The sequence below is a fragment of the Brachyspira alvinipulli ATCC 51933 genome, assembly GCF_000518245.1.
Classification (GTDB): domain Bacteria; phylum Spirochaetota; class Brachyspiria; order Brachyspirales; family Brachyspiraceae; genus Brachyspira; species Brachyspira alvinipulli.
Genome location: NZ_JADF01000008.1, coordinates 206,598 through 231,807, shown reverse-complemented (window position 1 = coordinate 231,807; position 25,210 = coordinate 206,598). Strand labels below are relative to the sequence as shown.

Genomic DNA, 25,210 nt, shown 5'->3' with positions numbered 1-25,210 from the left:
GCTTGCAGTATTTATTGCAGGCCTTTTTATATTTAGTTTTTTATTATATTATCCAATATTCTAAATAATTCTTCTTTACTTTCACATTTCATAAGTTCTATTTTGTTTTCCATTCTATAGCCTGTTAGGTATTTCATAATAAATTTACGCATAAAATGTATTCCGCTTACTTCTCCATAAAGTTCACAGCATCCATTTACATGTTCTTTTATGATATTTATTAAATTGTCATTTTCATTAATTTTATTGTCATAGTTATTGTTATCATCAAATATTGTATTAAGTTCTCTAAATATCCAAGGATTTCCAATAGCACCTCTTCCTACCATTATTCCATCTACATTTGATGTTTCAAAAGCTTTTACAGCGTTTTCTTTATTTTTTATATCTCCATTTCCTATTAATATATAATCTTTACCTAATGCCTCTTTAACTTTTGCTATAGCTTCCCAATCTGCAGTTCCTCTGTATAAATCGCTTGCATATCTTCCATGCAAAGTAAGAAAGCAAGCCCCATTTTCTTTTAATGCTAATGCTCTTTCTATTTCACCGCCTTCTCCTCTTTTAAGCCCAAGTCTTATTTTTACACTTACAGGAAGTTTTGAAACGCTTTTTACAGCTTTTAATATAGATACCATTTTATCAGTATCAGATAACAATCCAGCTCCTCCATTATTTTTTACTACTTTTTTGGTAGGACATCCCATATTAATATCTATAAATGAAAAACCAGTTAAATCTGTTATTTCTATTGCTTTTTTATAATCATCTTCATTTGCTCCGAATAATTGAAGCGATACGGGGTATTCATCATCTTTATGCTCCATGTATCTGTATGTTTTTTTCACCATTCTAGCTAAAGCAGCAGCACTTACCAATTCTGTTATAAGAAGTCCTGCGCCAAATCTTCTTGATAATCTTCTAAATACATAGTCAGTGTATCCTGCCATTGGAGCTAAAAAGAATCTTGAAGGTATATTTACACCCTCTATTATTATATTTCTATTCATATTTCCTTCCCGTTAATTTGTCCGATATGATATAATAATTAATAAAAAACTTCAATAACATAATATACTTCCTACAAACTAAATTAACAAATTTAAAATTATGTTTAGAATTATACAGCTAATTTTGCCAAGTAGTTCTGAAACAAGTTCGATAACACAAGTTTTGAGGGAAACTCTTATATATGAAAATAATTAACTGTTTTGTTTATTTTTATTAAATAATTTTTGTATTTTGCTTAATATATTTTCTTTGATTAATTTTTTTAAATTATTTTTTGCAAATATGAATTTAGGATCTAATTCTAAAGATTTTGAGTAAGCATTTTTAGCTTCTTCTATTTTTCCAAGACATTCTAATGCATATCCATAATCATTCCACATCATAGCATTAGTTTCGATTATATGTATGAATTTCTCATAAGTTTCTGCTGCCTTTTCAAATTTTTTATCTCTTAAATAAGCCTCTGCTAAAAAATTTTGTAATGGCGGAATCCGAACACTTTCTATATCATAATTGTTTATTAATTCTTCTAATTCTTTTATGGCTTTAGTATTAAAACCAAGCATTAAATTGCTTATAGCTGATGGATATAGAAATAAAATATCATTGATATTAGTAAATTTATCTTTTATATTAAAAATATTTTCTTTGATGTATATAATATCATTATAACGCTGTAAATAAAAAAGTTTATCAACTGTAATTGTGCATAATTTTAGAAAATTATCAGTATCATTTTCTTTCAAATCAGCATTTTTAAATATTTTTGTAATTTCTTTTAAAGATTTAGTGCATACAGCATTATCATTTTTTGAGTTTTCTATTTCTTTTATTAATTCTTCAATTTCATTCATAATTGTTAATTAAGTTAAAATAAATAATATAAAAATTGTGCATATTTTTAACATAATTTTTTTTATTGTCAACTAATTTTGTAGTATAAAACGTATTATAATTCTTTATAAAGAAATATAATTAATTTTTTAAGCTATATAATTTGTTATTTTTTACTTGAACTATTTAAAAATATGTATACTATATATTAATATAATGCTAGAATTGAAATTAAGGATTAAATTTAAATTAATTTGATACTGTATTAAAGTCAATGTTTAGGATATTTATATGAATTATGAAAAATCTAAAGAAGTAGTTGAACTTTTGATAAAAAGAGGACTTAAAATAACATCAGCAGAATCATGTACTGGAGGATTATTTGCAGCCTCTATTATATCAGTCAGTGGTTCATCAGAATGTTTTGAAGGTTCTTTTGTAACTTACTCTAATGAAATAAAGCATAAGATGATAAATGTCAGCGAAAATACATTAGAAAAGTATGGAGCGGTAAGTGAAGAGTGTGTACTTGAGATGGCTGAAAACAGCAGAAAAATAATGAATAGTGATATTTCTATATCAATAAGCGGTATTGCAGGACCTTCCGGAGGCACTGAAGATAAGCCTGTAGGTTTGGTTTGGATATGTTTAGCAGCAGATGGATATATAAAAGCATATAAAAATGTCTTCACAGGAAACAGAGATGAAGTTAGAGAAAAAAGTGTATGCTTCGCTTTGGATTTAGTTCTAAATTTCATAAAAAAATGTTAGCGTTTACTAACAAGTGCTTAAAAATATTGAATTTAATAAAAAAATCTAAAAAGTCAATTAATAATATCGAAAATATTATGTTTACTTCTTGACAAAAATAATTATGTAAACTAATATTCATAAAAAAGATAAATTAATTATGTAACCTTTATATAAACATAATTTTTTTATAAAGTAAACATAACTATAACCGATAAATTCTAAAGATAACTTTTATTAGGTGGTATTCTAATGCAGGACTTTATAAATAAATTGACAAGTCAAATAAAAAATATTTTTTCTAAAACAACAACATTGCAAAAAGCAATTTTGATTGGTGTTTTAGTAATAGGGCTTGGTGCAATAGTAGCTACAATAATGCTAACATCAAGAAGAACAGGTACTCTATTATTTCAAAATGCTTTGACTCAAGAGGATGCTAGAAATGTTATAGCTGTTTTAGATGCTAATAACATAAAATATCAGTACAGAAATGGTTTTATCACTCTTAATAATCAAAATGACAAAGCAAAAGCAGAGTTAGAGTTAGTAAAAGAGGGAAGAATGCCTACAGGAGTTGATGGATGGGAATTATTTGATGCTCCTCGTATAGGTATAACAGATGTTGAACTTGATATTAACAAAAGAAGATCATTAACTAAAGCTATTACACAGCTTTTAACTAAATTAGATTTTGTTCAGGAAGCTACAGTAGATTTAGCCTTTCCTAAAAAGGAATATTTAACAGATATAGATTCACCTGTTACAGCTTCAGTAGTTATTAGAGCTCAGCCTTTTAAAGAAGAAATTTTAAGAGACCCAAAAACTGTTAGAGGATTACAGCAGTTAATAGCTATGGGTGTTGATAAATTAAAGCCTGAGTTTGTAACAATTACAGATAGTACAGGATATGTATTAACTGATTTTACAGATGAAGCTGCTAATTTAAAATTAAAAGTAGCTCAGGAAGAGTTAAAAATAGTTGATAGAGAAAGAAAAAAGATAGAAAATAAAATAAGACAAACATTAGGAAGAATATATACTAACAGAGTAGAAACAACAATAGCATTAGAACTTATATGGGACGAAGTTAGTGTAACAAATAATTTAGTTCTTCCAATAATATTAAAAGAAGATGATCCTACAACACCTTATGATGACAGTCAGTTTACTAATAAAGTTCAGGTTTCAAGCCGTACAGTAACAGAAGACTGGAAAGGACAGCAATTTATACCTCAAGGTGCTGCTGGAGCAGAAGAAAATGTACCTCCTGGATATAAAGATAAAAGTGACAGATGGCAGACTTATACAAAAACTGATTCTCAAGACAATTATGAATTGAGTAAAAGATATGAAGCTATTAAGAAAGGAAGTTATCAAATAGGAAAAATATCTGCAGCAGTTGCTTTAGATGGAAGATGGACAAAGGTTTATGATGTTAATGGAGATCCTGTAATTACTAATGGAAATAGTTATGTAAGAGAGTATCATCCAGTAACAACAGAAGAAATAAATAATGTTACAGCTTTAGTACAAGCAGCTATTGGTTATGATTTGAAAAGAGGAGACCAAGTAAGTGTAACACATATTCAGTTTGACCATTGGGATAGATTCAATGCTGAAGATGCTAAACTTATGCGTGATAGATTTATAAAGAAAACATTAATAATAACAATGATTTCTTTACTCATATTATTTGTATTGGCATTAGCAATAAGAGCTATACAGAAAGAGCTTGCTAGAAGACGCAGACTTAGAGAAGAAGAGCTTGAACGTAAACAAATGGAAATGCGCAGACAGGCTATGATGAATGCTAATGAAGAGCCTATAAGCGAGATGAGTTTAGAAGATGCAGCACGTAAGAAACTTATGGATGAAGTTATACGTGTAAGCCATGAAAGACCTGAAGATGTAGCTCAGTTGCTTCGTACTTGGATGGCTGATGATAAGAGTTAAAAATAAATTGAGTTATAAAATAAAATATTAGGAGAAAAATTATGCCTGCAGAGAAAGAAAAAGATAAAAAGCAACGTGTTTTAAGCGGACGTCAAAAAGTTGCTATATTTCTAGTATCACTTGGTATGGAAACATCAAGTGAGATATTTAAACACTTGAGGGAAGAGGAAATAGAGCAGATTACATTTGATATTGCTAGACTTGAAAACATAGAAGCAGCGGATAAGGATGCTGTATTTAGAGAATTCCAAGAGATGATGATAGCTCAGGATTTTATAACTCAAGGTGGTATAGATTATGCTAGAGACTTACTTGAAAGATCTGTGGGTAGTCAGAAGGCAAGCGATATAATCAATAGATTAACATCTTCATTACAGGTTAGACCTTTTGATTTTATACGCCGTACAGACCCAGCTCACTTATTGAACTTCATACAAGGTGAACACCCTCAGACTATAGCACTTATTTTGGCGTATTTGGAAGCTCAAAAAGCAGCTAGCATATTGGGAGCTTTGCCTACAGAGATTCAGCCTGATGTAGCTAAACGTATTGCTATAATGGACAGAACTTCTCCAGAGGTTTTAAGAGAGGTTGAAAGGGTACTTGAAAGAAAACTTTCTACTCTTGCCAGTGAAGACTTTACTTCAGCCGGTGGTATCGATTCTATAGTAGAAATCATTAACAGTGTTGATAGATCTACTGAGAAAAGTATTATCGAAAGTTTGGAGGAAGACGATCCGGAACTTGCAGAAGAGATCAAGAAACGTATGTTTGTATTCGAAGATATTGTATTGCTTGATGACAGAGCTATACAGAAAGTACTTCGTGAGGTTGATTCAAGTGATTTGGCTAAAGCACTTAAGAGTGTTGATACAGATGCTCAGGATAAAGTTTATAGAAACATGTCCAAACGTGCTGCTGCATTGCTTAAAGAGGATATGGACTTTATGGGACCTGTTCGTCTTAAAGATGTTGAAGAAGCTCAGCAAAAAATCGTTAATATCATACGTAAACTTGAAGAACAAGGTGATATCGTTGTTGCTCGTGCTGGCGAAGACGAAATGGTTGTTTGATGTTAATTATATATGTTTTGATTATTAATTAGGAGTTTTAATATGCCGGAAAAGGTTTTTAAATCCAAAAGTATTGTAGAACTTACTCAAAAAGTAAATATTGCTGTACCTCATCATAAATCTCAGGAAGAATTAGATTATGAAGAGGCACAGGAAGAATATAGAGGTCCTTCTATTGAGGAAATTGAGGCAGAGATTGCCGGACTTAGAGCTCAATGGGAAGATGATTTAAGAGACATGAGAAGAAAGGCTGTTGATGAAGCTGAGAGAATTATTGAAGATGCTAAAACACAGGCTTTTGAAATATTTAAATCAAAACAAAATGAGGCACATGTTATTTCTGAGCAGGCTAAAGTTGATGCTTCAAGAATAATACAGGATGCTAATGCAGAGAAAGAAAAAATACAAAGTGAATCTGAATCTATAAAAGATGCTGCTTATAAAGAAGGTTATGCAAAAGGATATGATGAAGGTTTTGAAAAATCTTTTTCTGACAGCAATAATGATTTGATTAAATTAACAGAAAAAATGAAAAAAATACTTGCTGAAACTATTAATAAGAGAAATGAAATAATAGATGCGGCAGAAGCTCAAGTGATTGAAGTAGCTGTACTTATAGCTAAGCGTGTTGTAAAAATGCTTACAGAAAGAGATAAAGGTATAGTTATAAGAAATATTCAAGAGGCTTTGAGGAGAATCAAAGGCAGAACAAAAATCACTATAAGAGTTAATATTGATGATTTGGAAGTTTCTGCTAGACACAAAGATGAATTCTATCAAATGCTTGATAAAATTGAAGGTGTAACAGTATTGGAAGACCCTAATGTTGATGTTGGCGGATGTATGATAGAAACTGATTTCGGCGATATTGATGCTAGAATAAATACTCAATTGAATGAAATAGAAACTGCAATTAAAGAAGTAGAACCTATAAAAGGTTTTTAATATTGATAGGGTTGGTTTATGATAAAAGAAGAAAATGTAGATTTTAATAAAGAAGTAAAAAAAACATTTGATAAATACAGAAAAGTTGTAGATGATATTGCTTTGTTAAAATCTTATGGGAAAGTTAAAGAGGTTATAGGATCATTAGTAATTAGTGAAGGACCTTTCTGTAAACTTGGAGATATGTGCCGTATATACATGAATGATAATTCTTATGTTGATGCGGAGGCTATAGGTTTTAGAAATCAGGATATACTTTTAGCTACTTACGGACCAGTAAATGGTATAACTTTCGGAAACATGGTGTATTCTTTTGATAAGCCTTTATCAGTTATGTGCTGTGATGAAATATTAGGAACAGTACTTGATGCAAGAGGTAAGCCTTTAGCAGGTGGAGGACATAATTTTTATGAAACACCAATACCGGTTTCGCATTCCTCTGTAAATCCTATGAATAGGCCTAGAATAAAAAAACATATACAAACTGGTGTAAGAGCCATTGATGGGCTTTTAACAGTTGGACAAGGTCAGCGTATGGCTATAATGAGTGGTACAGGTGTTGGTAAGTCTACACTTTTATCTATGATAGCAAGAAATACTAATGCTGATGTTAACGTTATAGCATTAATTGGTGAGAGAAGAAGAGAGGTAAGGGATTTTATAGAAAGAGACCTTGGAGAAGAAGGATTAAAAAGAAGTATAATAGTAGTTGCTACAAGTGATGATGCGCCGCTTTTGAGAGTTCGTGCTGCTTATACTGCTACTACTATAGCTGAATATTTTAGAGATAAAGGCAAAAATGTTATGTTTATGGTTGACTCTGTAACACGTTTTGCTTTAGCTCAAAGGGAGATAGGGCTTTCAAGAGGTGAGCCTCCTACTACAAGAGGTTATACTCCTAGCGTATTTTCCGAACTTGCTAAACTTTTAGAAAGAACAGGTACATCAACAAAAGGAACTATTACAGCATTTTATAATGTATTGGTTGAGGGGGATGATTTGGATGAACCTATTACAGATACTGTAAGAGGTATATTAGATGGACATATAGTTTTATCTAGAGATTTAGCTAATAGAGGACATTTCCCTGCTATTGATGTTAATAAAAGTATATCTAGAATTATGAGTGAAGTAGTTTCTAGTATGCATAAAAAAGCAGCCATAAAGTTTTTAAAAATGAGTGCTGATTATAATGAGGCTAAAGAACTTATAATGATAGGAGGTTATGCTAAAGGAAGCATGCCTGATGTTGATAGAGCTATTGATTATAAACCTATGATGGATAGATATTTGCAGCAAGATGTTTATGAGGTCTCAAGTTTTGCTGACAGTAAAGAAGCTCTTTTATCTATGTTCTATTCTCAGGAGGAGATAGAAGAGGATTTAGTAAACAGCGGAGATGTAAAAAAAGCAGATGATAGAAAAGATATTTCCGACAATGTAGAATATGCGGGTAATGATGTTGTTATATTGTAGATAATTTGATTTTTGTTGGATTTATTTTTTATGAAGAGATTTAATTTTAATTTGGAGCCTTTATATAAACTTAGAAAAAATATAGAAAAAAAAAGGCAGGCTGAAGTGGCTGAAGTTTCGGCGGAATATAATAAAGAGCGTGATGGTAAAGATAGCTGCTTATTAAAAATAGATGATGGTATTAAATATGTTGATAGCATAGAGAATAACGATGAAATGCTTTCAATGAGTATATATTTAGGAGAATATATAAATGCCCTTAATTGTCAAATATCTATACATGAAGATAATATGGCAGAAATTAGTATAGAGCTTAGAAAGAGACAGGAAATTTTGCAGGAGGCTTCAAGACAGAGAAGGGCAGTTGAATTATTAAAAGAGAAGAAATTGTTAGAATATAAGAAAATGATGAATAAAGAAGAACAGGCTAAACTGGATGAATGGAAGAAAGAATATGTCTCCAGTGATGCTTATGAATATTAATTTAGTATAAAAAGAGGATATTATTTATGATAGAATCTATACAAAAAATACAAGTTAGAATAGGAGAGATTCAAGATAGTTTTGGTAAGTTAGGATTTGCTCCTTTAAATACTAAGCTTCCTGTAAAGCCTTTTGCTGAACATTTAAATGAGGCTATGGCAAGCAGTGAAAATAACAAAGTTGATAACCTTAATGCGGATGGTTCTATTATTAATGATACTAATAAAAAATTAAATAATGGTAAAGTTATAGATGCTGAAGGGTTTAACGGTAAAATTTCATTTGGAGTATATGATGATTCTACAAACAATTTTGCTAAAGCTCTTAGTGCATATAAAAAGGCTTCTGTTGCCAATTTCCCTACTAAGTATGATGATATAATAAAAGAAGCAGCAGAGAAATATTCTTTACCAGAAAATTTGATTAAAGCTGTTATAAAACAGGAATCAAATTATGCACCTGATGCTGTTAGTCATAAAGGTGCGGTTGGTTTGATGCAGATAATGCCTCAAACTGGTGTAGGATTAGGCATAACAGATGAAGAAATGTTAAAAGATCCATATACTAATATTATGGCTGGAAGCAGATATTTATCTCAAATGCTTAATAGATATGATGGAAGACTTGATTTGTCATTATCAGCTTATAATGCAGGACCTGCTTTGGTTGATAGACTTCAAAGAATTCCAAATATTGAAGAGACAAAAAATTACGTTAAAAACATTATAGGATATATAAAATAAAGTTAACATAATAAAATCTTTATATGTTTGCTTGACTTTTTTATTCTGTAATTTTATAATATTTTGCAAATTGCCCACTTAGCTCAGCAGGTAGAGCATCACCATGGTAAGGTGAGGGTCATCGGTTCAATCCCGATAGTGGGCTTTGTTCGCAAAAAATATCATATTTTATAAAGAGGATTTATGAGAATAAAACTTCTAGCGATTATGGTATCATTTTTAATGACCGTATCGCTTTCATACACTTTCGATAAAACTCCGTATTATGTAAACACAGAAACTTATGACTCATACAGAGAGTTATTAAGAGGGGTGCACTATTATAATCAAGAACGTTATGATGCTGCTATAGCTAGTTTTAGAAACTCTCTTAATACAAATCCTACTGATAAGTTTATAAGATATTGGTACAGCAAATCTTTATATAAAGCTGGTTATATGTCTTTAGCTGTTAATGAATGGCTTAATATTGCTAGAATGGGTTATGAGGATCCTATTGTACTTTCTAAAATTAATAAATATGATTCTGCTAATATAACAGAAACTAAAGATGAAGTACTTAGCAATTTTATTTATTTAAAAGCGTTTTCTACAAATGCTAATTTTCTAAAAAATATAAATCAGCCTATACAGGTAGAGGTTATGCCTGATGGAAGTTTGTATGTATTGGATTACAGCGACTCTTCTTTAAAGAAATTTGATATAAATGGTAATTTGATTAGCAAAATTTCTTATGGTAAAAGATTAGAAACTCCTCAGAGAAGCTGGTGGAGAAAAGCTTTGCAGTTTGTAGCAAGAGTTTATCCTTATGAAAAACTTGAAAATCCTAGAGGCTTCACTATTGATAAAAATGGAAATATTTATATAGCAAATACTAAAAAAGATAAAATATTTAAATATGACTCTAATGGTAATTATATTACTAATATAGGTGTATCTGGAGTTAGTAATGGTCAGATTCTTGGACCTTCTTCTGTTGTAGTTGATAATGATGGTAATTTATATGTTTCTGATACTGGAAATAATAGAGTGGTTGTATTTGATATTGATGGTAATTTTTTATATAATTTTGGAAGACTTGGAGAGAATGAGGGAGAATTTTTTGCACCTGCTGGCATTGTAGTTAATAATGAAAATATATATGTTGCTGATATGGGTAACAAAAGAATACAGAAATTTGATTTAAGCGGAAATTATATAGAAACTATAAAACATGAAATGTTTAATGAACCTAGAGGACTTTCATTTTCTTCTGATGGAAATTTATATATAGCAGATGGAAATAAAGTTTTTTATTATGATATAAATTCTAAAAATTTCACACTGTTTAATAACTCTGAAAGATACACAGTAACACCTACTTCTGTATCTGAAGGACCTAATGGGGCTATATATCTTACAGATTTCATGTCTGGAAGAGTAGATGTTTATACAAGAAAAGAAGAGTATTATGCTAACTTAGATGTATTTGTAGACAGAGAATATTTAAATAAATTCCCTGTTGTTGTAGCTTCTGTTACTGTTAGAGATAGACTTACTAATCCTGTAGTAGGATTAACAGCTGAGAATTTCTATGTTAAAGAAAATGGAACAGTTGATTTGAAAGTTGGATTATATGATGCTCCTGAGCTTCATGAATATAGATTTATATATTTAATAGAAGATAGCGAGGCTGCAAGACCTTATGAATCAAGAATTAAAGAAGAGATTAGCAACTTTACTAGAAGTTTAACTAATAATGATGAAGTTCTTGTTATGCATTATAATGATCAAGTTTATAAAGCTGATAATTATGATGCTAGGAATTTAAGAATACTTGAAAATGCCAATGCCTTCCATTTTACAGGCGGTATATCTGCTTTAGATGATGCTTATTATGAGGCTATAAGGCTTTCTGGAAATAGCTTTAAGAAAACTGCTATTATACATTTTACTGTAAGCAGTCCAGATGACAGAGTATTTGATATGATGAATTTTGGAGATATTGCAAGTTTTGCTAAAAATAATGCTGTATCATTGAATCAAGTATATATTGGTACTAATAAGTCTAATTACTTCTTGGATTTGATGACTCAGAATACTTATGGGTATACTATAAATGCTGATCTATCTATAGATTATACAGGAGAACTTAACAAAATGAAGAATATTGATTTTGGAAGATATTTCATATATTATAATAGTTTTAGAAATATATCTCAATCAGGTCAGTTTAGAGCATTGAATATAAGAGTTCAATACAGATACATGTATGGAGAAGAAGAATCAGGTTATGTGATACCATAATAAAAGTTTATAATAAAATAAAAAGGCTTTTCATAATAGTATGAGAAGCCTTTTTTATTGTTAATTGAATATCATTTTCTTTTTTTGGATTTCTTTGATTTTTTCTTTTCTTTATTTTTACTTTTAGATGATTTAGATTTTTTTGAATCTTTTTTCTTTTTCTTTAAAAAATCTCTGCTGTCTATTATATCCCTGTCATCAAAACTATTATCAAATTCGCTTGCTGGTATGAAGTCAATGAACAATTCTTTTACATCAACTTTATAAACTACTATTCTTATTCTGTCGCCTAATGTGTACCATTTACCATCTTCCTCACTGTATGCTGCCTGTTCGTTTTCATCATAACGATAATGTGATTTTAAAGTGGCATATCTTATTAAGCCTTCTATTCCTCTGTCTTCTATTTCAACGAATATTCCAAAATTTGTGACACCACTTACTATTCCATTATATTCATTTCCTACTTTGTCTTTCATAAATCTAGCAGCTTTTACTTTATCCAAACTTCTCTCGCATTCAACTGCTATCCTTTCTGTTCTTGAACACCATTGAGCTGAATTTGTATAAAATTGCTGCATAGTAGGTTTTAAATTATTTATTCTTTCTAATGACTGTTTTAAAAGTTTATGAGTAAGTAAGTCTGTATATCTTCTTATAGGCGAAGTAAAATGAGTATAATATTCAAAACCTAATCCGAAGTGACCTATATTATTAACATCGTATATAGCTTGCTTCATAGAACGTAAGAGTAGGGTAAGAAGTAATTTTTCGTCGGGCTTCCCCATTATAGATTCTATAAATGAATGAAAATCCAAATTACCGTCTGCATCTCTTGTAACTCTGTAGCCTCTGTTAAATGCTATTCTTGTGAATGTATCGAGTTTTTCCTGATCTGGACTGTCATGTACTCTGTATATAGAACCTTTTATATTTTTTAATCTCTTAGCTACTTCACAGTTAGCAATAAGCATTAATTCTTCTATTATTTTATGGGTTTCTTTTCTCTCGCCAATGAAAAAGTCTTTAGGATTTCCGCCTTTATCCAATATTATCTGTGTTTCATTAAGATTAAACTCTATACTTCCATTATCTATTCTTTTTTGAAGAAGTATTTTTTTTACATCATCAGCATTTTTCAATAATTCTACAAGCCAATCTTCATCTTCTTCTATGCCGTCTAAAACATCCTGAGCATAATCATAAGTTAATCTTCTGCTTGATTTTATAACGCTTTTATGAAAAGTACTTTCTTTTACATTTCCTTTATTGTCTATAGTTACAAATACCGTCATTGTAAATCTGCTTACACCTTCATTTAAAGAACATATCCCATTTGAAAGCTCATGCGGAAACATAGGATAAACAGTATCAATTAAATAAACACTGTTTCCTCTCTTTCTAGCCTCTCTGTCTAAAGCACTTCCCATAACTACAAAATGACTGACATCAGCAATATGAATGCCTAATTTATAACCATCATTTAATTTTTCTATACTTATAGCATCGTCAAAATCTTTTGAATCTGCTCCATCTATTGTTACAGTTCTTATATCTCTTAAATCTATTCTGTCGAATTCTAATTCTACATTTTCCATGCTGTTAGGAAGTAGTTTAGCTTCTTCCAAACATTTTTTTGGGAATTCTATTGGTACATTATAGGCTTTTGCTATTATCTCAGCATCTTTCTTTGCATTATTAATATCTATTTTTATTTCTGGTTTTGGTATGCTTGTTTTTTTACCGCCTTTATCACTTTTTTTATCTTTCGATTTTCCTTTTGCTTCTTTTGATATATCTTTTTCTTTTATTTGTTTTAATTCTCTATCTAAATATATTTTTCCTTCATTAGTGAGTTTTAAAGTATTAGATTTCTTCATTACCAGTCCCATATAAACTGCCTTTTGAAGCATTTTTTCAAAACGAAGCTTATCCTTTTTAGTTTCTATATATTCTCTTTTATATACAGATATATCCAATTCTTTTGCTTTATCTATTCTCTTCAATAATTTTAATATTTTCATAATTTTAAGTTAACCTTAATACAGTATTAAAAAATAAAATTTTATTTATTATAAATAGTAATTTTATTATAGCAATATTATTTATAATGTCAAATTACTTTATTTTACAAGTTAATTTGTAAATGGTTTTTTATTTTAAGAAAGCATTTATTTATTAGCCCCCCAAAATGGGGGGATACACAGTTTAATTAAATGAAGGTTATAAAATATATTGTACCCAGAGATACAAAGAATTGACAATTTGTTCAGGTTTCTTAACCTTTGTTAGTGTATTCTAACATATTTTTAATATATGTCAATATATAATTATAATTATTTAACATTTTTTCTATTTAACCATTCATTTTTTACATTATTTGAATTGAGCATTAAACTTTTTAATGCTTCTCTGTCTTTGCTGTCTAAAGCATCTTTAAAGTCATTTAAACATTGTATATATTTACCAAGAGAATCAGACAAATACTCACTATTAAACATGAATAATTCACTCCACATATTAGCATCTATTGTACCAACTCTTGTATGATCTCCCAAACTATTTCCTTCATAACCTAAAGATTCTAAAAAACTTTTATGATTTACTATTGAGCATGCAACTATATGCATAAGCTGACTAGTAAAAGCTATCATTTCATCATGCTTTTTAGCTGTTGAAACTATTACTTTATAACAGCCTATATCTTTTGCTAAATTTTCTATTATTTTTATATCATTTTCATTTGCATTTTCATTATGTGTTATAATGGCATTTGAATTTTTAAATAAGTTTTCAGAGGAGTTTAAATATCCTCCTTTTTCTTTTCCAGCCATTGTATGAAGTCCTACATATTTTTTATCTTTTGTATTATTAAAAATATCAGTTTTTACTCCGCAGAAATCAGAAAGTATTTTATTATTATCAATTAAACTTTTATATTTATTTATTATATCTAATGCTATAGACGGCAAAGTGCATATCATAATAATATCAGACCATTTTAGAGCATCTTCTATATTATTATAGTTATATTCTCCTTTTACAATATAATTATCTTTTAATGCACAATCTATATTTTCTTTATTTGTATCTATAGCCCATACATTATAATTTTTACCGCTCGCTTTTAATGCTTTGATTAAAGAACCTCCCATTAATCCCATTCCTATAACAGTTATATTTGACATGCTTTTTCCTTATAAATAAATTTAGATTATTTTATTTTATTCATATGCTATATTTTCAAGCATTTCAAGTGTTTTATTTTTATCTTTTATAATGAAGCTGTTTCCTTTGTTGGTTAATTCAATAGGGATATCTTTTTTTATTATATAATCTATAAATTTGCTAGGTCTTTTAAATTTAGTATGTTTCATTACACTAGAACCATTGCCTATATTAAATTTCTTGTTTATTTCATTCATAGTGTTAGCCAATGGTATATTTTTATTTTCTTCGCAATTATTTAATATATCTTTAAATGATAATAGTAAATCTTTTTTGCTTATATCATAACTGCTCAAATTTAAAATATTGCCCATTATATTTTTGAATACATCAATATCATTTATATAGAAATCATCTCCATCTATTTTAGTTTCTATACCATTATTATTTAAATATTTAAGAACATTTTTCATTTTTTTAAATTGTGTTTGTTCTATTGCACTTTTACCTTTCTTGAGATTGAAATCTTCATTTAATTTATTGCATATATCCGAAATAGATATTTTTATAGTTTCAGTACTGCTGATGCCATTATAAATTTCAGTTATTTTATTATAAAAACATAATAGAAAGTCATTTTTTTCTATTTTATTTTCTGTTTTTATTTCTTTTTCTTCTTTTTCATTTATTTTGTAATCTTCTATTTTAAATATATGATTGCATGAATTTTTAAATATATCTCTTTTAGCATTATCAAATATTGTAACCATTGCAGTTATAGCACCATATCGGCTTAATCTTTCAACAACTACACTGTAATCAACATCTCTTGTAACAAAGATAGCTATATCTATTTTTTTATATATAACAAAATCTTCAAATGCATCTATTGAAGAAATCATATCCGCCATATTTTTAGCTTTATTTACAGGTACAGAATAGATTACATCAATATGTAAATCCCTTAGCTTTTTGGAATATTTTTTTATTGACTTTGCATCCCCATAAGCTTTTTTAACAGAGTAGCAAATATCCTTATCTTTTAAATTATTCTTATAGAATAAAAACATATTATTAAGCATTGATTCAAAATTTACATCGTAGCTTAAATGACTTACATTTTCCAAATCTATATATATACCTATTCTTTTCATAATATTATCACTATATTTTTTATTTATATTTTATAAATAAATTGATAAAAATACAAGAAATAATAATTCAAGATAATTCATGTATTACAGCTTCTTCATATCCTTTTATTATATCTCTTATGAAAATATCTTTTGTAAATATTGCCACAGGAATTTGATATTTTTTGGAATATTCTTTTATGAATGATAATGCCTCTTTAGTTCTCTTATTGTCAAATGTTATAAAAGGATCATCTAATAATATTAACCTTCCAGCTTCATGTATTTTTGTCAGTATAGAAAGACGCATAGCTATATAAACAGCATCTTTTGTAGCTGAGGAAAGAAGCTCAACATTTCTGCTTTCATTCTGTTTATCTTTAACCATTATTTTATTTTTATCAAATCCTGACATCATTATGCCGTTATCGGATAAATCTTTTCCTGTTATATGATTGTATAATACTTTAGCTTCATTAGAAAGGGATTCAAATATATCATCATTTTTTCTATTGATTTTAGAAAGCATATTTTCTAATAATTCTAAAGCATTTCTTCTCTTGTTTAATTCTATAATTTCCTCATCATTCTTCTTTAATTCACTTTCAAGTTCTACTATATTATTATGAACATCATCTGCACTATTAAGTTCTCCTTTTATGTAGGATATATTGGAAAGTATTTTATTCATATTGTTTTCTATATATTTTATTTCTTTTTCGAGCTCTTTTAATCTGTTTTCAAGACTTCTTAATTCCATTTCATTAAAATTATCCGGATTTATACCTTTTTCATCAAGTTCTTTTAAAACTCTAAAACAATCAGCTTCCAATGTTGGTATATCTTTAAATCCAAGTTTTTTTGCTTCCATCATTAATTTCGAAAATATTTCTTCTGTGTTTTTATAAATTGAATCATAATCGCTCTTGATTTCATAATAATTTTCTTTATCTCTTACATTTAACTTTTTAAAAAAAATTGATAATTCTTTATTGTAAATATCTAAGTTCTGCATATTAGATTCAAGTTCTTTTATATAATTATTCAATTCTTCATCATCATTTTTAGAAAGTATTAATTCTATTTTCGCCAATTCTTTTGTCAGTATATCTTTTAGTGATGAAAGTTCTAAATTACTGCTTCTTATACTCAGTTCAGGAAGTGTATCTAAAATATCATTTATAGTTTTATCATTATTTCCTTCTTTTATAAACATGAAAGGTATTGAAGGCAATATTATCAAAAACCAATATGGGTTTTTAAAATATAAACTAAGAAATGAAGCTATTACAACAACAATAGATAAAAAAACAGCTTTTGGTATTTTGTGATTCTTTTTCATTAAGTCGTCTATTTTTTTTATTGCTCTGTCTATTCTTATTTTTCTGCTTTCATAATCAGTATTATTTTTTTCTTCTACAGACTTCTTTATTGTTTCTATTTTTCCATTTAAATATGATATATTATTTTGAGAATCATCTATTTTTTTACTTATCTCATTTATTTTAGGAGAATGATCTTCTTTCAAATATATATTTTCGCTTAAGAATTTATCTTTTTTATTAAAGTCATTTATTAATTTTATTAGTTCAAGTTTGATATTCTTTAATTCAGAATTCTTTTGAGAATGTATAGTTTCATTGAGTTTTCCATATTCTGCTATTTTTTCTTTTATTAAAATATCATTTTTGTTTAATTCTTCATTTAATTCTTTTAAATTATCTTTTTTATTAACTTCTGTATTTGCTTTATTATACAATTCATTCAATTCATCTTTAATTTCTTCTTTTCTGTATTTAAGATTTTTTAATAAAGAAGGTATTGAAGTTTGAGATTTTCCTGAGTATTCTGCCTTTATTTCGGATATTATTTTACCTATATCAATATCTGAAGAAAATAATTTTTTCTTTATTTCGCTTTCCCAATCTTTAGAATCTTTTTTACTGTCAGACATTTCAAATATTATTTCACTTTGTCTTATAGCATATAGATTGCTGTATGACTGAGGATGTATTTTTTTTGAAGGTTCTATTTCCGGTTCAAGATAAATATCTATATCATCTCCGTATCTTGATTTTATTTGTTTGGCAAATGAAGAAGTTTTTTTGTTTTCTGATAGAAGAAGCATGAGAGAATCAAATATTGTAGTTTTACCTGATTCATTTTCTCCATAAAACAGAGTAATACCATCTGATATTTCAAATGATCTATTTTTAAACTTTCCAAATTTATTTAAATTTAAAATCATAAAATTATTCCCATATTTAATTTATTATCTTTTTTTATTGGATAATGCAGCAGATATTTTTTCTATTCCCAAACGTTTGGCAAGTTCAACTATTTCTAAATCTTCTTCATTATTAGTTTCAAATTCGTATTCAGTAGCTATATCTATAAACTCTTTTATTATGCTCTCATTGTATGCATTTTCTAATAAAAATAATTCATTAATTTTTATGTTTATATCACGTGCATATTTAGAATATTTGTTTTTTATAATGCTTTTCTTTTCTTCCACTTCATTTTCATCTTCAGCTATTCCGTATATATTAATATCTATAATATCATTAGCATTCCATTTTTTAGCAGCTTCATCCAATTTAGAATCTATGCCGTGAATATTATATTCGTAGACTCTATATTCTCCTGCAGATTTAATATCAATAAAAGTTTTATTTATTGAAGAGCCTTGTATATCAAGTGCTAAACATCTTCTTACACCCATTTCTGATTTGCTTCTTCTCCAAATTCTTGCCGAGCCAGTATATATTATTTCTGTATTTTCAATATTAACTTCCATTTGTTTATGTATATGTCCTATTACAGCTATATTAGGTTCTATTTTTTTTATAATGTCTATTGGTATAATCGCAAGCTCTTCATTTTCTTCTATAGCCCATAATGTTCCTTCTACTATTCCATGCCCTATAACTATTCTGATGTCAGCATTTAAATTTTCTATTTTATTGTTTAATTCGTTATCTATTATGTATTTTTCATTATAAGGCAATGCTATAATATCTAAATTATCAACATTGAAAAATGATATGTTTTCTATTACTATTACATTATTTGGGAATTTTAACTTATCTAATGTAATACCTTTTGATTTTAGGTTCTCATGGTTTCCTTTAAGAAGCAATACATTTTTTTGATAATTTTCTAATTTTTGTGAGAAAATATCTTTAAGTTCCTGCAAGTCTTCAAAAGTATTGAAAGTGTCTCCAAGAAGAAGCAAAGCATCATAATTCTCAGCATGCTTTATTATCTCGTCTAATACAGAAAGCGAATATTCTTTTTCTTGCATGCTTAGATGAAGATCGCTTGATATTAATAATTTAGGCATAATTAAATTCTCTTTAAAATAAAAGCTGTATTTTTGTATTATAAATTAAATATATTAATTAATCAATATTTGTAATTATAGATTGAAATTTAATTTATATAGTAGTATTATCGATATAATTTTCAATATTTTATAAAGGTTAAAACTATGGATAAAGAATATGCTAAACATTTAATGGGTATATATAAAGATAAAGTATTGCATGAGAGGATGAAAAGAAGACTTGAATATTTTGAGAGAGTTTATAAAAGAGATAATGATAAAAGACTTTTTGCAGAGCTTGCATTTTGTATATGTACTCCTCAAACTAAGGCTAGAAGCGGTGCTGCTGCTATAGTTGATTTATATAATCATAATTTGCTTTTTAAAGGAAGTGCTGAGAAAGTGGCATCTATTTTGATTAAGCATGTTAGATTTCATAATATGAAGGCTGAGAATATAGTATTGGCAAGACAATTATATTTTCCTAAAGAGAAGTTTATTTTAAAAGATAGAATAAATGAAGCTGTAAAAAATGATACTATGGTTGAATTAAGAAATGAACTTGCTAAAGAGGTTAAAGGATACGGACTTAAAGAGGCTAGTCATTTTCTTAGAAATATAGGTTTTGGGCAGAAGATTGGAATATTAGACAGACATATAATGAGGGTAATGGATAAATTAAGTATTCTTCCAGAAGGAATGACTCCTAAAACAAGTCTTACAAAGAATAATTATCTTAAATGCGAGGAAAATTTGGTAAAGTATTCAAAAGATGAAAAGATACCAATGGAATATTTAGATTTTGTATTTTGGTATGATGCTACAAATGATATATTTAAATAATATTATATAATATTGACTTTCTTATTTTTAATGTATATTTTATAATAATTTTATATATAAAACTTAGGAATACTTTATGAAAATAAAAAGAATCATTTTATCTTTAATATTTATTTTTAGTTTAGCATCAGCATCATTATTTTCTCAAAACATAGGAGAGCCTACCGGAAATAAATTTTTAGACTATATGCATGGAAGAAATTTATTTGGTATTAACTTTGGACCTACTCTGTATGCAGGGTTATTAAATATAGGTATAGGTATTGCTGAGCCTACTATTCAAAGCACTATTAATGATATGACTCAAGGTATGGCGGATAATTATATTGATACTAAACTTAAACATTATGCTTTTGGTTTGGGATTCAGTTATGATTTTGCTCCTATTAATTTTATGACAGTAGGTCTTGATATAGTATTTTCTGTAGGGCAGATAAAAATGGATAGATATGATATCAGTTTTAGTACAGTTCCATGGTCTTTGAATGTTAAATTCTTCTTCGGTAAAAAAGCACCTTTCGGATTTTTCTTATCTCCTAGAATCGGAGGTACAGCAGTTTCTATAAGCGGTAGTGCTTTAAGAGAGGCAGCAATATCTGATATATATATATTCTCATGGAGGACTTTATTTATCTCTTGAACTCGGATGGAGAATACAATTATTTCCAAAAAGAGGTGCTAATTGGCCGGTACAGGTAGGTTTAGATATTTCTTTATTTGATATAGGTTATTATGTTGCTCCTTGGTCATCTTCTATATTTAATATTCCTGAATTTGCACAGTTTAAACAGTATCAAACTTATGCTAATATAAGAGCTTTATTATTGCCTAGAATAGGTATAACATTAAGATTCTAATATTAAAATTATAATATAAATAATGTCCGTGTATATTTTTGTATATGCGGACTTTTTTATACCGAAAATTATTTTATACTGATTATAAGGTTTTTATATGAAAATAAATATATTAGATGAAAATGTTATATTTGAAGATATTAATTCATATCCAGCATTTCCAAGTATTATTAAATTAGATAGTAAAAGGTTTTTGGTAAGTTTTAGAACAGCTCCTAGAATAAAAAAAAATTATTCTCATCTGCATTCTTTAAGCAAATCAATGCTTGCCATTATAAATAAAAATAGAGTAGAGAAGGTTTTTGAATTTGCTGAATATGATTCTGCAGCAAAACAGGATGCTCAGCTTTTTAGAGCAGATGAAAAAACTATAATAGCATATTATTTTAGATATACATTTCATCCAATGAATGAAAAAGAATTATTTAATGATTATACATTCATAGAATATAATAATACTATAGCATTGCTTGACGGAATAGGAGTATGTATAAGTTATGATAATGGAGAGACTTTTTCAAAACCTTATGTTATAAAAATAAAAAATAGTGATAATGTTATTATGAAAAATTTTGCCATTAGAGGAAGTATGTGCAAAATTGGAAATGAAATATTTGCATCAATATATGCCTATAAAAAAAATATTAATAAAAAAGACTGTAAATATCAATGCTATATTATTTCAAGCAAGGATTTAATAGATTGGAAATTAAAAAGTTTTTTGTGCGAAACTGAGTTTAAAAAAATTAATGGAAAAAAAGCTAGGATAGAATATGTAGAGCCTTCATTACTAGCTTATAAAAATAATATAATATCATTCATACGTACTCATGTTAATAATGAATATGGATTAACTTCTATAAGCTATTCAAAAGATAAAGGAAAAACTTTTTCCAAACCGGTATTTACAGATATAAAAGGATATCCTTTAAATCCATTTATTTTAGAAGATGGTAAAGTTATTTTAACTTATGGATATAGATTAAAACCTTATGGAATAAGAGCTATTGTATTTGATATTGTAGATGAATTATTTGATATAGAAAAAATTAATTATAAGGTTAATAATGAAGAAATTATAATAGATAATTCAATGAAAAGTACAGACTGCGGTTATCCTTGGTGTATTGAAAATAATGGCATTATATCATCTGTATATTATGGTTATAAAGAAAAAAATAAAATTAGAAAAATATTTTTAAAAAGGTTTACTTTAAATTAAAAATATAGTATAAAGTAAATATAACTAAATAATAATTAGTATCAATAATAATTTTGGAGGGTTTTATATGGATGATAAGGATATAATGGATCCTAGCGTTTATCAGATAAAAGGTAATGAATGGGAAATTATAGACAGCGGTAATATTATTACTTACAGATTATTAGCTTATAAATTATCATCTTGGAGTGAGGATACATATTTAACTATTAAAGTTAATAAAGAAAATAAAAATAAAGAAGTAATAATAGATTGGAACAGTAAAGATTTTGTATTCAGCACTCATAAAGCCTTTTTCAGATTTGATGATGATTTGCCTGATAATTTAGAATGCAAAGCCAGTGAAGATAGGCTAAGTTCTATTGTTTTAGACTCTAATTATGTTTATGATAATTTAATTGATTCTAATATGCTTATAATACGTGCTTCGCTTGAAAAGAGTAAAACAACTAGAATGTTTGATATTTCCAAATTTAGAGAAGTTATAAAAAATTAATATTATATACTTTTTATACAATTCTGTTAATAATTTTTTAATAATTAACATAATTAAATTAACATAATAAGTCTTTACAATTTTAATTCTTTTTAGTATAATGGTACGAAAGGATTGTATTATGTTTACTTATTTTGTGATTAAACGCATATTGAAAGGCATAATCATGTTTATTATACTTATGTTTATGTCATCTGCTATATTTAATACTGTTAGTGAAAAAACTCTAAAATCACAGATAGAAGAAACCATTAATGCTGAAGTTAGAGGCTTAAGCAATATGCGTACTGAAGATGTTGAAAATTTTATAAAAGAAAGAAGAGCATACTATTATGATATATACTGGCTTAATAGAAGCATAGGCGAGAGAATATTTATAAGAGCTATAAATACAATAACATTTCAATTTGGTAAGTCTGCAATTATGATGGATTCAAATGGAAATAGAGATGTTATAAAAATAATAGGAGAGGCACTCCCTCGTTCTATAATACTTTTTACAACAGCATCAGTTATACAAATGATAATAGGTTTAATAATAGGTCTCATAAAGGCAAGAAAGGCAGGCGGATTATTCGATAGAACTACAAGTATAATTACAATGATAGTTTACGGTATGCCTACTTGGTGGCTTTCAATGATACTAATAATGGTATTGGTTTATAAATTTAATTTGTTTCCTTCGGGAGGCGTTCATTCAATACCAACACTCACTGGAATAATGTATTATTTGGATATGTTATGGCATATGTCTTTGCCTTTAATTACATTAACATTAATAGGTTTTTGGGGACTTTCATTTGTTGTTAGAAATATAGTATTATCTACATTGCAGGAAGATTATATAATGGCAGCACGTGCCAGAGGTATATCAGAAAAATCTGTATTGTTAGGACATACATTAAGAAGTTCGGCTCCTCCAATAGTAACTATAACTTTATTGGGGCTTCTTGGTTCTATTGCAGGATCAATAATATTTGAAGGTATATTCTCTTGGCCTGGTTTGGGTAATCTATATTGGATATCAGTTCAGCAAAATGATATACCTGTGCTTATGGGAAACTTGGCAATAACTACAGCACTTTATCAATTTGGATTAGTTGTTCTTGATATATCTTATGGATTCTTAGATCCTAGAATAAAAGTTGGAGGCAAGCTGTAATGCATAATATTAGTAAAAAACTTGCTCCATTAATAGAATTTTTTAATGAGTTTAAAAAAGATAAAACAGGTGTTGTAGGATTATGCATATTATTTTTGGCAATACTTATTTCGTTATTTGAACCTTTAATTTTAACATATAAAGAGGCACCAAAAAGATGGAGAGATATAACTTATTGGCAGGATAATCCGGCTTCTGCATCTCCTGAATGGCTTAACTTTTTTCAAAAGGAAAAGTCAGCAATTACAACTGATATTAAGCCTATAAGTATTGAAACTAATTATACAGATGATAAATTAACTTATAAAGCAATATTTGAATATGATTATAAATTTGACAAATCACCTGTAGATTTAATTTTTCATGCTAACGTCAATAGTTCAACAGGTTTAATTTGGAATGTAACAAGACCGGACGGAGTTGTAATTACACTTTCTGATAGTTTACATAATATAAACGGCGATTTAAGAATATCAGCTTTCAATGATTCAAAAAATAGAATATTTAGGTTTTATAGAGATTCTGTGCCTAGAATACTAGCAAGACAAATTGATACTCTTACAACTAATCCTATGAAGATACTTTTTAATACTAAAAAAGATGATATGGCTAAAAATTTTAAAGCATTGAAAGGTATTTATAAATTTGAAGTTACAGCAGTATTTTCTGAAGATAATTCTGTTTTTGAAGAACCTTATATGGTATTGGTTGGTTCTATGTCCGGAATAATGGGTACTGACAATATGAAGCGTGATATATTTTCTGGTTTGGTATCAGGACTTAAATGGGCATTGTTTATAGGTATAGCTACGAGTTTCATATCTGTTATAATTGGTGTAATGTACGGAATAGTATCTGCATATTTCGGAGGGTTTGTTGATAATGTTATGCAGTTTATTTATCAAATATTTATAGGGATTCCTGTTCTACCTGTAATGATAGTTATGAGTGCAATATTCAAGCCTAGTATATGGACTATGATAAGCATGATGATATTTTTCTCTTGGACTGGATCTGTTATGACGGTTCGTTCAATGGCTATGCAGCTTAAAGAAGAAACATATATTGAGGCAGCACGCACTATTGGAGCAGGGCATTTTAGAATAATATTTAATCATTTAGCACCTTTGCTTCTTCCATTTTCATTTGCTTCCATGGCTTTAGCTGTGCCTTCTGCTATAGTTTATGAATCTTCATTATCTTTACTTGGACTTGGAGATGCTTCTATAGTTACTTGGGGACAGATTCTTCATGATGCTATGAAAGGTTCTGCTGTATTATCAGGGCTTTGGTGGTGGATAATACCTCCAGGAATTTTGATTGCAATTTTAGGTATGTCATTTGCATTTTTGGGTTTTGCTTTGGATAAAATACTTCATCCTAAATTAAGAAGCAGATAATTGATTTTTTGATTAAATATTGTTAATATATTTTTAATAATTCT

The 25,210-nt window shown here is 28.1% G+C and carries 21 protein-coding genes and 1 tRNA gene; 15 read left to right on the top strand and 7 right to left on the bottom strand.

Annotated features, from left to right (window positions below; genetic code table 11):
* Positions 1–32: 32 nt before the first annotated feature.
* Both T324_RS0100905 and T324_RS0100900 read right to left on the bottom strand, forming a co-directional pair.
* Positions 33–1,010, bottom strand: a complete 978-nt coding sequence (locus tag T324_RS0100905; protein WP_028328558.1) for a tRNA dihydrouridine synthase — start codon at positions 1,008–1,010, stop codon at positions 33–35.
* A gap of 192 nt (positions 1,011–1,202) precedes the next feature.
* The gene (locus tag T324_RS0100900; RefSeq protein WP_028328557.1) at positions 1,203–1,865 is read right to left on the bottom strand and encodes a tetratricopeptide repeat protein; all 663 of its coding nucleotides are present in this window, start codon (positions 1,863–1,865) and stop codon (positions 1,203–1,205) included.
* A 271-nt stretch (positions 1,866–2,136) separates the two neighbouring features.
* On the opposite strand from T324_RS0100900, the gene T324_RS0100895 reads away from it, so the two are divergent.
* From T324_RS0100895 to T324_RS0100855, 9 genes are all read left to right on the top strand, one after another.
* Positions 2,137–2,616 (top strand): CinA family protein, encoded by a 480-nt coding sequence (locus T324_RS0100895; RefSeq protein WP_028328556.1) that lies wholly within the window; start codon positions 2,137–2,139, stop codon positions 2,614–2,616.
* A gap of 231 nt (positions 2,617–2,847) precedes the next feature.
* Positions 2,848–4,551: a flagellar basal-body MS-ring/collar protein FliF gene (fliF, locus tag T324_RS0100890; RefSeq protein WP_028328555.1), complete on the top strand. Its 1,704-nt coding sequence runs from the start codon at positions 2,848–2,850 to the stop codon at positions 4,549–4,551.
* Positions 4,552–4,592: 41 nt separating this feature from the next.
* Positions 4,593–5,624, top strand: coding sequence for a flagellar motor switch protein FliG (gene fliG / locus T324_RS0100885; protein ID WP_028328554.1), 1,032 nt, complete (start codon positions 4,593–4,595; stop codon positions 5,622–5,624).
* A gap of 42 nt (positions 5,625–5,666) precedes the next feature.
* Positions 5,667–6,569: a flagellar assembly protein FliH gene (fliH, locus tag T324_RS0100880; RefSeq protein ID WP_028328553.1), complete on the top strand. Its 903-nt coding sequence runs from the start codon at positions 5,667–5,669 to the stop codon at positions 6,567–6,569.
* An 18-nt stretch (positions 6,570–6,587) separates the two neighbouring features.
* The gene (locus T324_RS0100875; protein WP_028328552.1) at positions 6,588–8,045 is read left to right on the top strand and encodes a FliI/YscN family ATPase; all 1,458 of its coding nucleotides are present in this window, start codon (positions 6,588–6,590) and stop codon (positions 8,043–8,045) included.
* Between the two features lie 30 nt (positions 8,046–8,075).
* A complete protein-coding gene (locus T324_RS0100870) occupies positions 8,076–8,528 on the top strand; it encodes a flagellar FliJ family protein (protein ID WP_028328551.1) in 453 nt (150 codons plus the stop codon).
* A 26-nt stretch (positions 8,529–8,554) separates the two neighbouring features.
* Positions 8,555–9,271, top strand: coding sequence for a lytic transglycosylase domain-containing protein (locus T324_RS0100865; protein ID WP_028328550.1), 717 nt, complete (start codon positions 8,555–8,557; stop codon positions 9,269–9,271).
* Positions 9,272–9,343: 72 nt separating this feature from the next.
* Positions 9,344–9,416: transfer RNA gene (locus T324_RS0100860), tRNA-Thr, on the top strand.
* Positions 9,417–9,454: 38 nt separating this feature from the next.
* Positions 9,455–11,557: a 6-bladed beta-propeller gene (locus T324_RS0100855; RefSeq protein ID WP_028328549.1), complete on the top strand. Its 2,103-nt coding sequence runs from the start codon at positions 9,455–9,457 to the stop codon at positions 11,555–11,557.
* Between the two features lie 71 nt (positions 11,558–11,628).
* Here the strand turns inward: T324_RS0100855 and T324_RS0100850 are convergent, their stop codons facing one another.
* From T324_RS0100850 to T324_RS0100830, 5 genes are all read right to left on the bottom strand, one after another.
* Positions 11,629–13,581, bottom strand: coding sequence for a ribonuclease R family protein (locus T324_RS0100850; RefSeq protein WP_028328548.1), 1,953 nt, complete (start codon positions 13,579–13,581; stop codon positions 11,629–11,631).
* Between the two features lie 312 nt (positions 13,582–13,893).
* Positions 13,894–14,745, bottom strand: a complete 852-nt coding sequence (locus tag T324_RS0100845; RefSeq protein WP_028328547.1) for a prephenate dehydrogenase — start codon at positions 14,743–14,745, stop codon at positions 13,894–13,896.
* 36 nt (positions 14,746–14,781) lie between these two features.
* The gene (locus T324_RS0100840) at positions 14,782–15,879 is read right to left on the bottom strand and encodes an NYN domain-containing protein (protein WP_028328546.1); all 1,098 of its coding nucleotides are present in this window, start codon (positions 15,877–15,879) and stop codon (positions 14,782–14,784) included.
* A 67-nt stretch (positions 15,880–15,946) separates the two neighbouring features.
* Positions 15,947–18,106 carry an ATP-binding protein gene (locus T324_RS0100835; RefSeq protein ID WP_028328545.1) on the bottom strand — a complete coding sequence of 720 codons (2,160 nt, stop codon included), beginning with the start codon at positions 18,104–18,106 and terminating at the stop codon, positions 15,947–15,949.
* Between the two features lie 24 nt (positions 18,107–18,130).
* Entirely contained in the window at positions 18,131–19,204 is a 1,074-nt protein-coding gene (locus tag T324_RS0100830; RefSeq protein WP_028328544.1) for a metallophosphoesterase family protein, read from the bottom strand.
* Positions 19,205–19,351: 147 nt separating this feature from the next.
* On the opposite strand from T324_RS0100830, the gene T324_RS0100825 reads away from it, so the two are divergent.
* The 6 genes from T324_RS0100825 (at position 19,352) to T324_RS0100800 (ending at position 25,166) form a co-directional block, all read left to right on the top strand.
* Positions 19,352–20,029: an 8-oxoguanine DNA glycosylase gene (locus T324_RS0100825; RefSeq protein WP_028328543.1), complete on the top strand. Its 678-nt coding sequence runs from the start codon at positions 19,352–19,354 to the stop codon at positions 20,027–20,029.
* Between the two features lie 76 nt (positions 20,030–20,105).
* Positions 20,106–20,669 (top strand): hypothetical protein, encoded by a 564-nt coding sequence (locus tag T324_RS16385; protein WP_245580596.1) that lies wholly within the window; start codon positions 20,106–20,108, stop codon positions 20,667–20,669.
* A 314-nt stretch (positions 20,670–20,983) separates the two neighbouring features.
* Positions 20,984–22,108, top strand: a complete 1,125-nt coding sequence (locus T324_RS0100815) for a sialidase family protein (RefSeq protein WP_028328542.1) — start codon at positions 20,984–20,986, stop codon at positions 22,106–22,108.
* Positions 22,109–22,175: 67 nt separating this feature from the next.
* Positions 22,176–22,604, top strand: a complete 429-nt coding sequence (locus T324_RS0100810; protein WP_028328541.1) for a hypothetical protein — start codon at positions 22,176–22,178, stop codon at positions 22,602–22,604.
* Positions 22,605–22,725: 121 nt separating this feature from the next.
* Positions 22,726–23,766, top strand: coding sequence for an ABC transporter permease (locus tag T324_RS0100805; protein WP_028328540.1), 1,041 nt, complete (start codon positions 22,726–22,728; stop codon positions 23,764–23,766).
* Positions 23,766–25,166, top strand: coding sequence for an ABC transporter permease (locus T324_RS0100800; RefSeq protein ID WP_028328539.1), 1,401 nt, complete (start codon positions 23,766–23,768; stop codon positions 25,164–25,166). Before T324_RS0100805 ends, T324_RS0100800 begins: the two co-directional genes overlap by 1 nt.
* The last annotated feature ends 44 nt before the right edge of the window (positions 25,167–25,210 follow it).

Excerpts from the sequence above, each read along its gene's own strand:
- T324_RS0100905 (WP_028328558.1), bottom strand. The coding sequence starts at position 1,010 with ATGAATAGAAATATAATAATAGAGGGTGTAAATATACCTTCAAGATTC.
- T324_RS0100900 (WP_028328557.1), bottom strand. The coding sequence starts at position 1,865 with ATGAATGAAATTGAAGAATTAATAAAAGAAATAGAAAACTCAAAAAAT.
- T324_RS0100895 (WP_028328556.1), top strand. The coding sequence starts at position 2,137 with ATGAATTATGAAAAATCTAAAGAAGTAGTTGAACTTTTGATAAAAAGA.
- fliF (WP_028328555.1), top strand. The coding sequence starts at position 2,848 with ATGCAGGACTTTATAAATAAATTGACAAGTCAAATAAAAAATATTTTT.
- fliG (WP_028328554.1), top strand. The coding sequence starts at position 4,593 with ATGCCTGCAGAGAAAGAAAAAGATAAAAAGCAACGTGTTTTAAGCGGA.
- fliH (WP_028328553.1), top strand. The coding sequence starts at position 5,667 with ATGCCGGAAAAGGTTTTTAAATCCAAAAGTATTGTAGAACTTACTCAA.
- T324_RS0100875 (WP_028328552.1), top strand. The coding sequence starts at position 6,588 with ATGATAAAAGAAGAAAATGTAGATTTTAATAAAGAAGTAAAAAAAACA.
- T324_RS0100870 (WP_028328551.1), top strand. The coding sequence starts at position 8,076 with ATGAAGAGATTTAATTTTAATTTGGAGCCTTTATATAAACTTAGAAAA.
- T324_RS0100865 (WP_028328550.1), top strand. The coding sequence starts at position 8,555 with ATGATAGAATCTATACAAAAAATACAAGTTAGAATAGGAGAGATTCAA.
- T324_RS0100855 (WP_028328549.1), top strand. The coding sequence starts at position 9,455 with ATGAGAATAAAACTTCTAGCGATTATGGTATCATTTTTAATGACCGTA.
- T324_RS0100850 (WP_028328548.1), bottom strand. The coding sequence starts at position 13,581 with ATGAAAATATTAAAATTATTGAAGAGAATAGATAAAGCAAAAGAATTG.
- T324_RS0100845 (WP_028328547.1), bottom strand. The coding sequence starts at position 14,745 with ATGTCAAATATAACTGTTATAGGAATGGGATTAATGGGAGGTTCTTTA.
- T324_RS0100840 (WP_028328546.1), bottom strand. The coding sequence starts at position 15,879 with ATGAAAAGAATAGGTATATATATAGATTTGGAAAATGTAAGTCATTTA.
- T324_RS0100835 (WP_028328545.1), bottom strand. The coding sequence starts at position 18,106 with ATGATTTTAAATTTAAATAAATTTGGAAAGTTTAAAAATAGATCATTT.
- T324_RS0100830 (WP_028328544.1), bottom strand. The coding sequence starts at position 19,204 with ATGCCTAAATTATTAATATCAAGCGATCTTCATCTAAGCATGCAAGAA.
- T324_RS0100825 (WP_028328543.1), top strand. The coding sequence starts at position 19,352 with ATGGATAAAGAATATGCTAAACATTTAATGGGTATATATAAAGATAAA.
- T324_RS16385 (WP_245580596.1), top strand. The coding sequence starts at position 20,106 with ATGAAAATAAAAAGAATCATTTTATCTTTAATATTTATTTTTAGTTTA.
- T324_RS0100815 (WP_028328542.1), top strand. The coding sequence starts at position 20,984 with ATGAAAATAAATATATTAGATGAAAATGTTATATTTGAAGATATTAAT.
- T324_RS0100810 (WP_028328541.1), top strand. The coding sequence starts at position 22,176 with ATGGATGATAAGGATATAATGGATCCTAGCGTTTATCAGATAAAAGGT.
- T324_RS0100805 (WP_028328540.1), top strand. The coding sequence starts at position 22,726 with ATGTTTACTTATTTTGTGATTAAACGCATATTGAAAGGCATAATCATG.
- T324_RS0100800 (WP_028328539.1), top strand. The coding sequence starts at position 23,766 with ATGCATAATATTAGTAAAAAACTTGCTCCATTAATAGAATTTTTTAAT.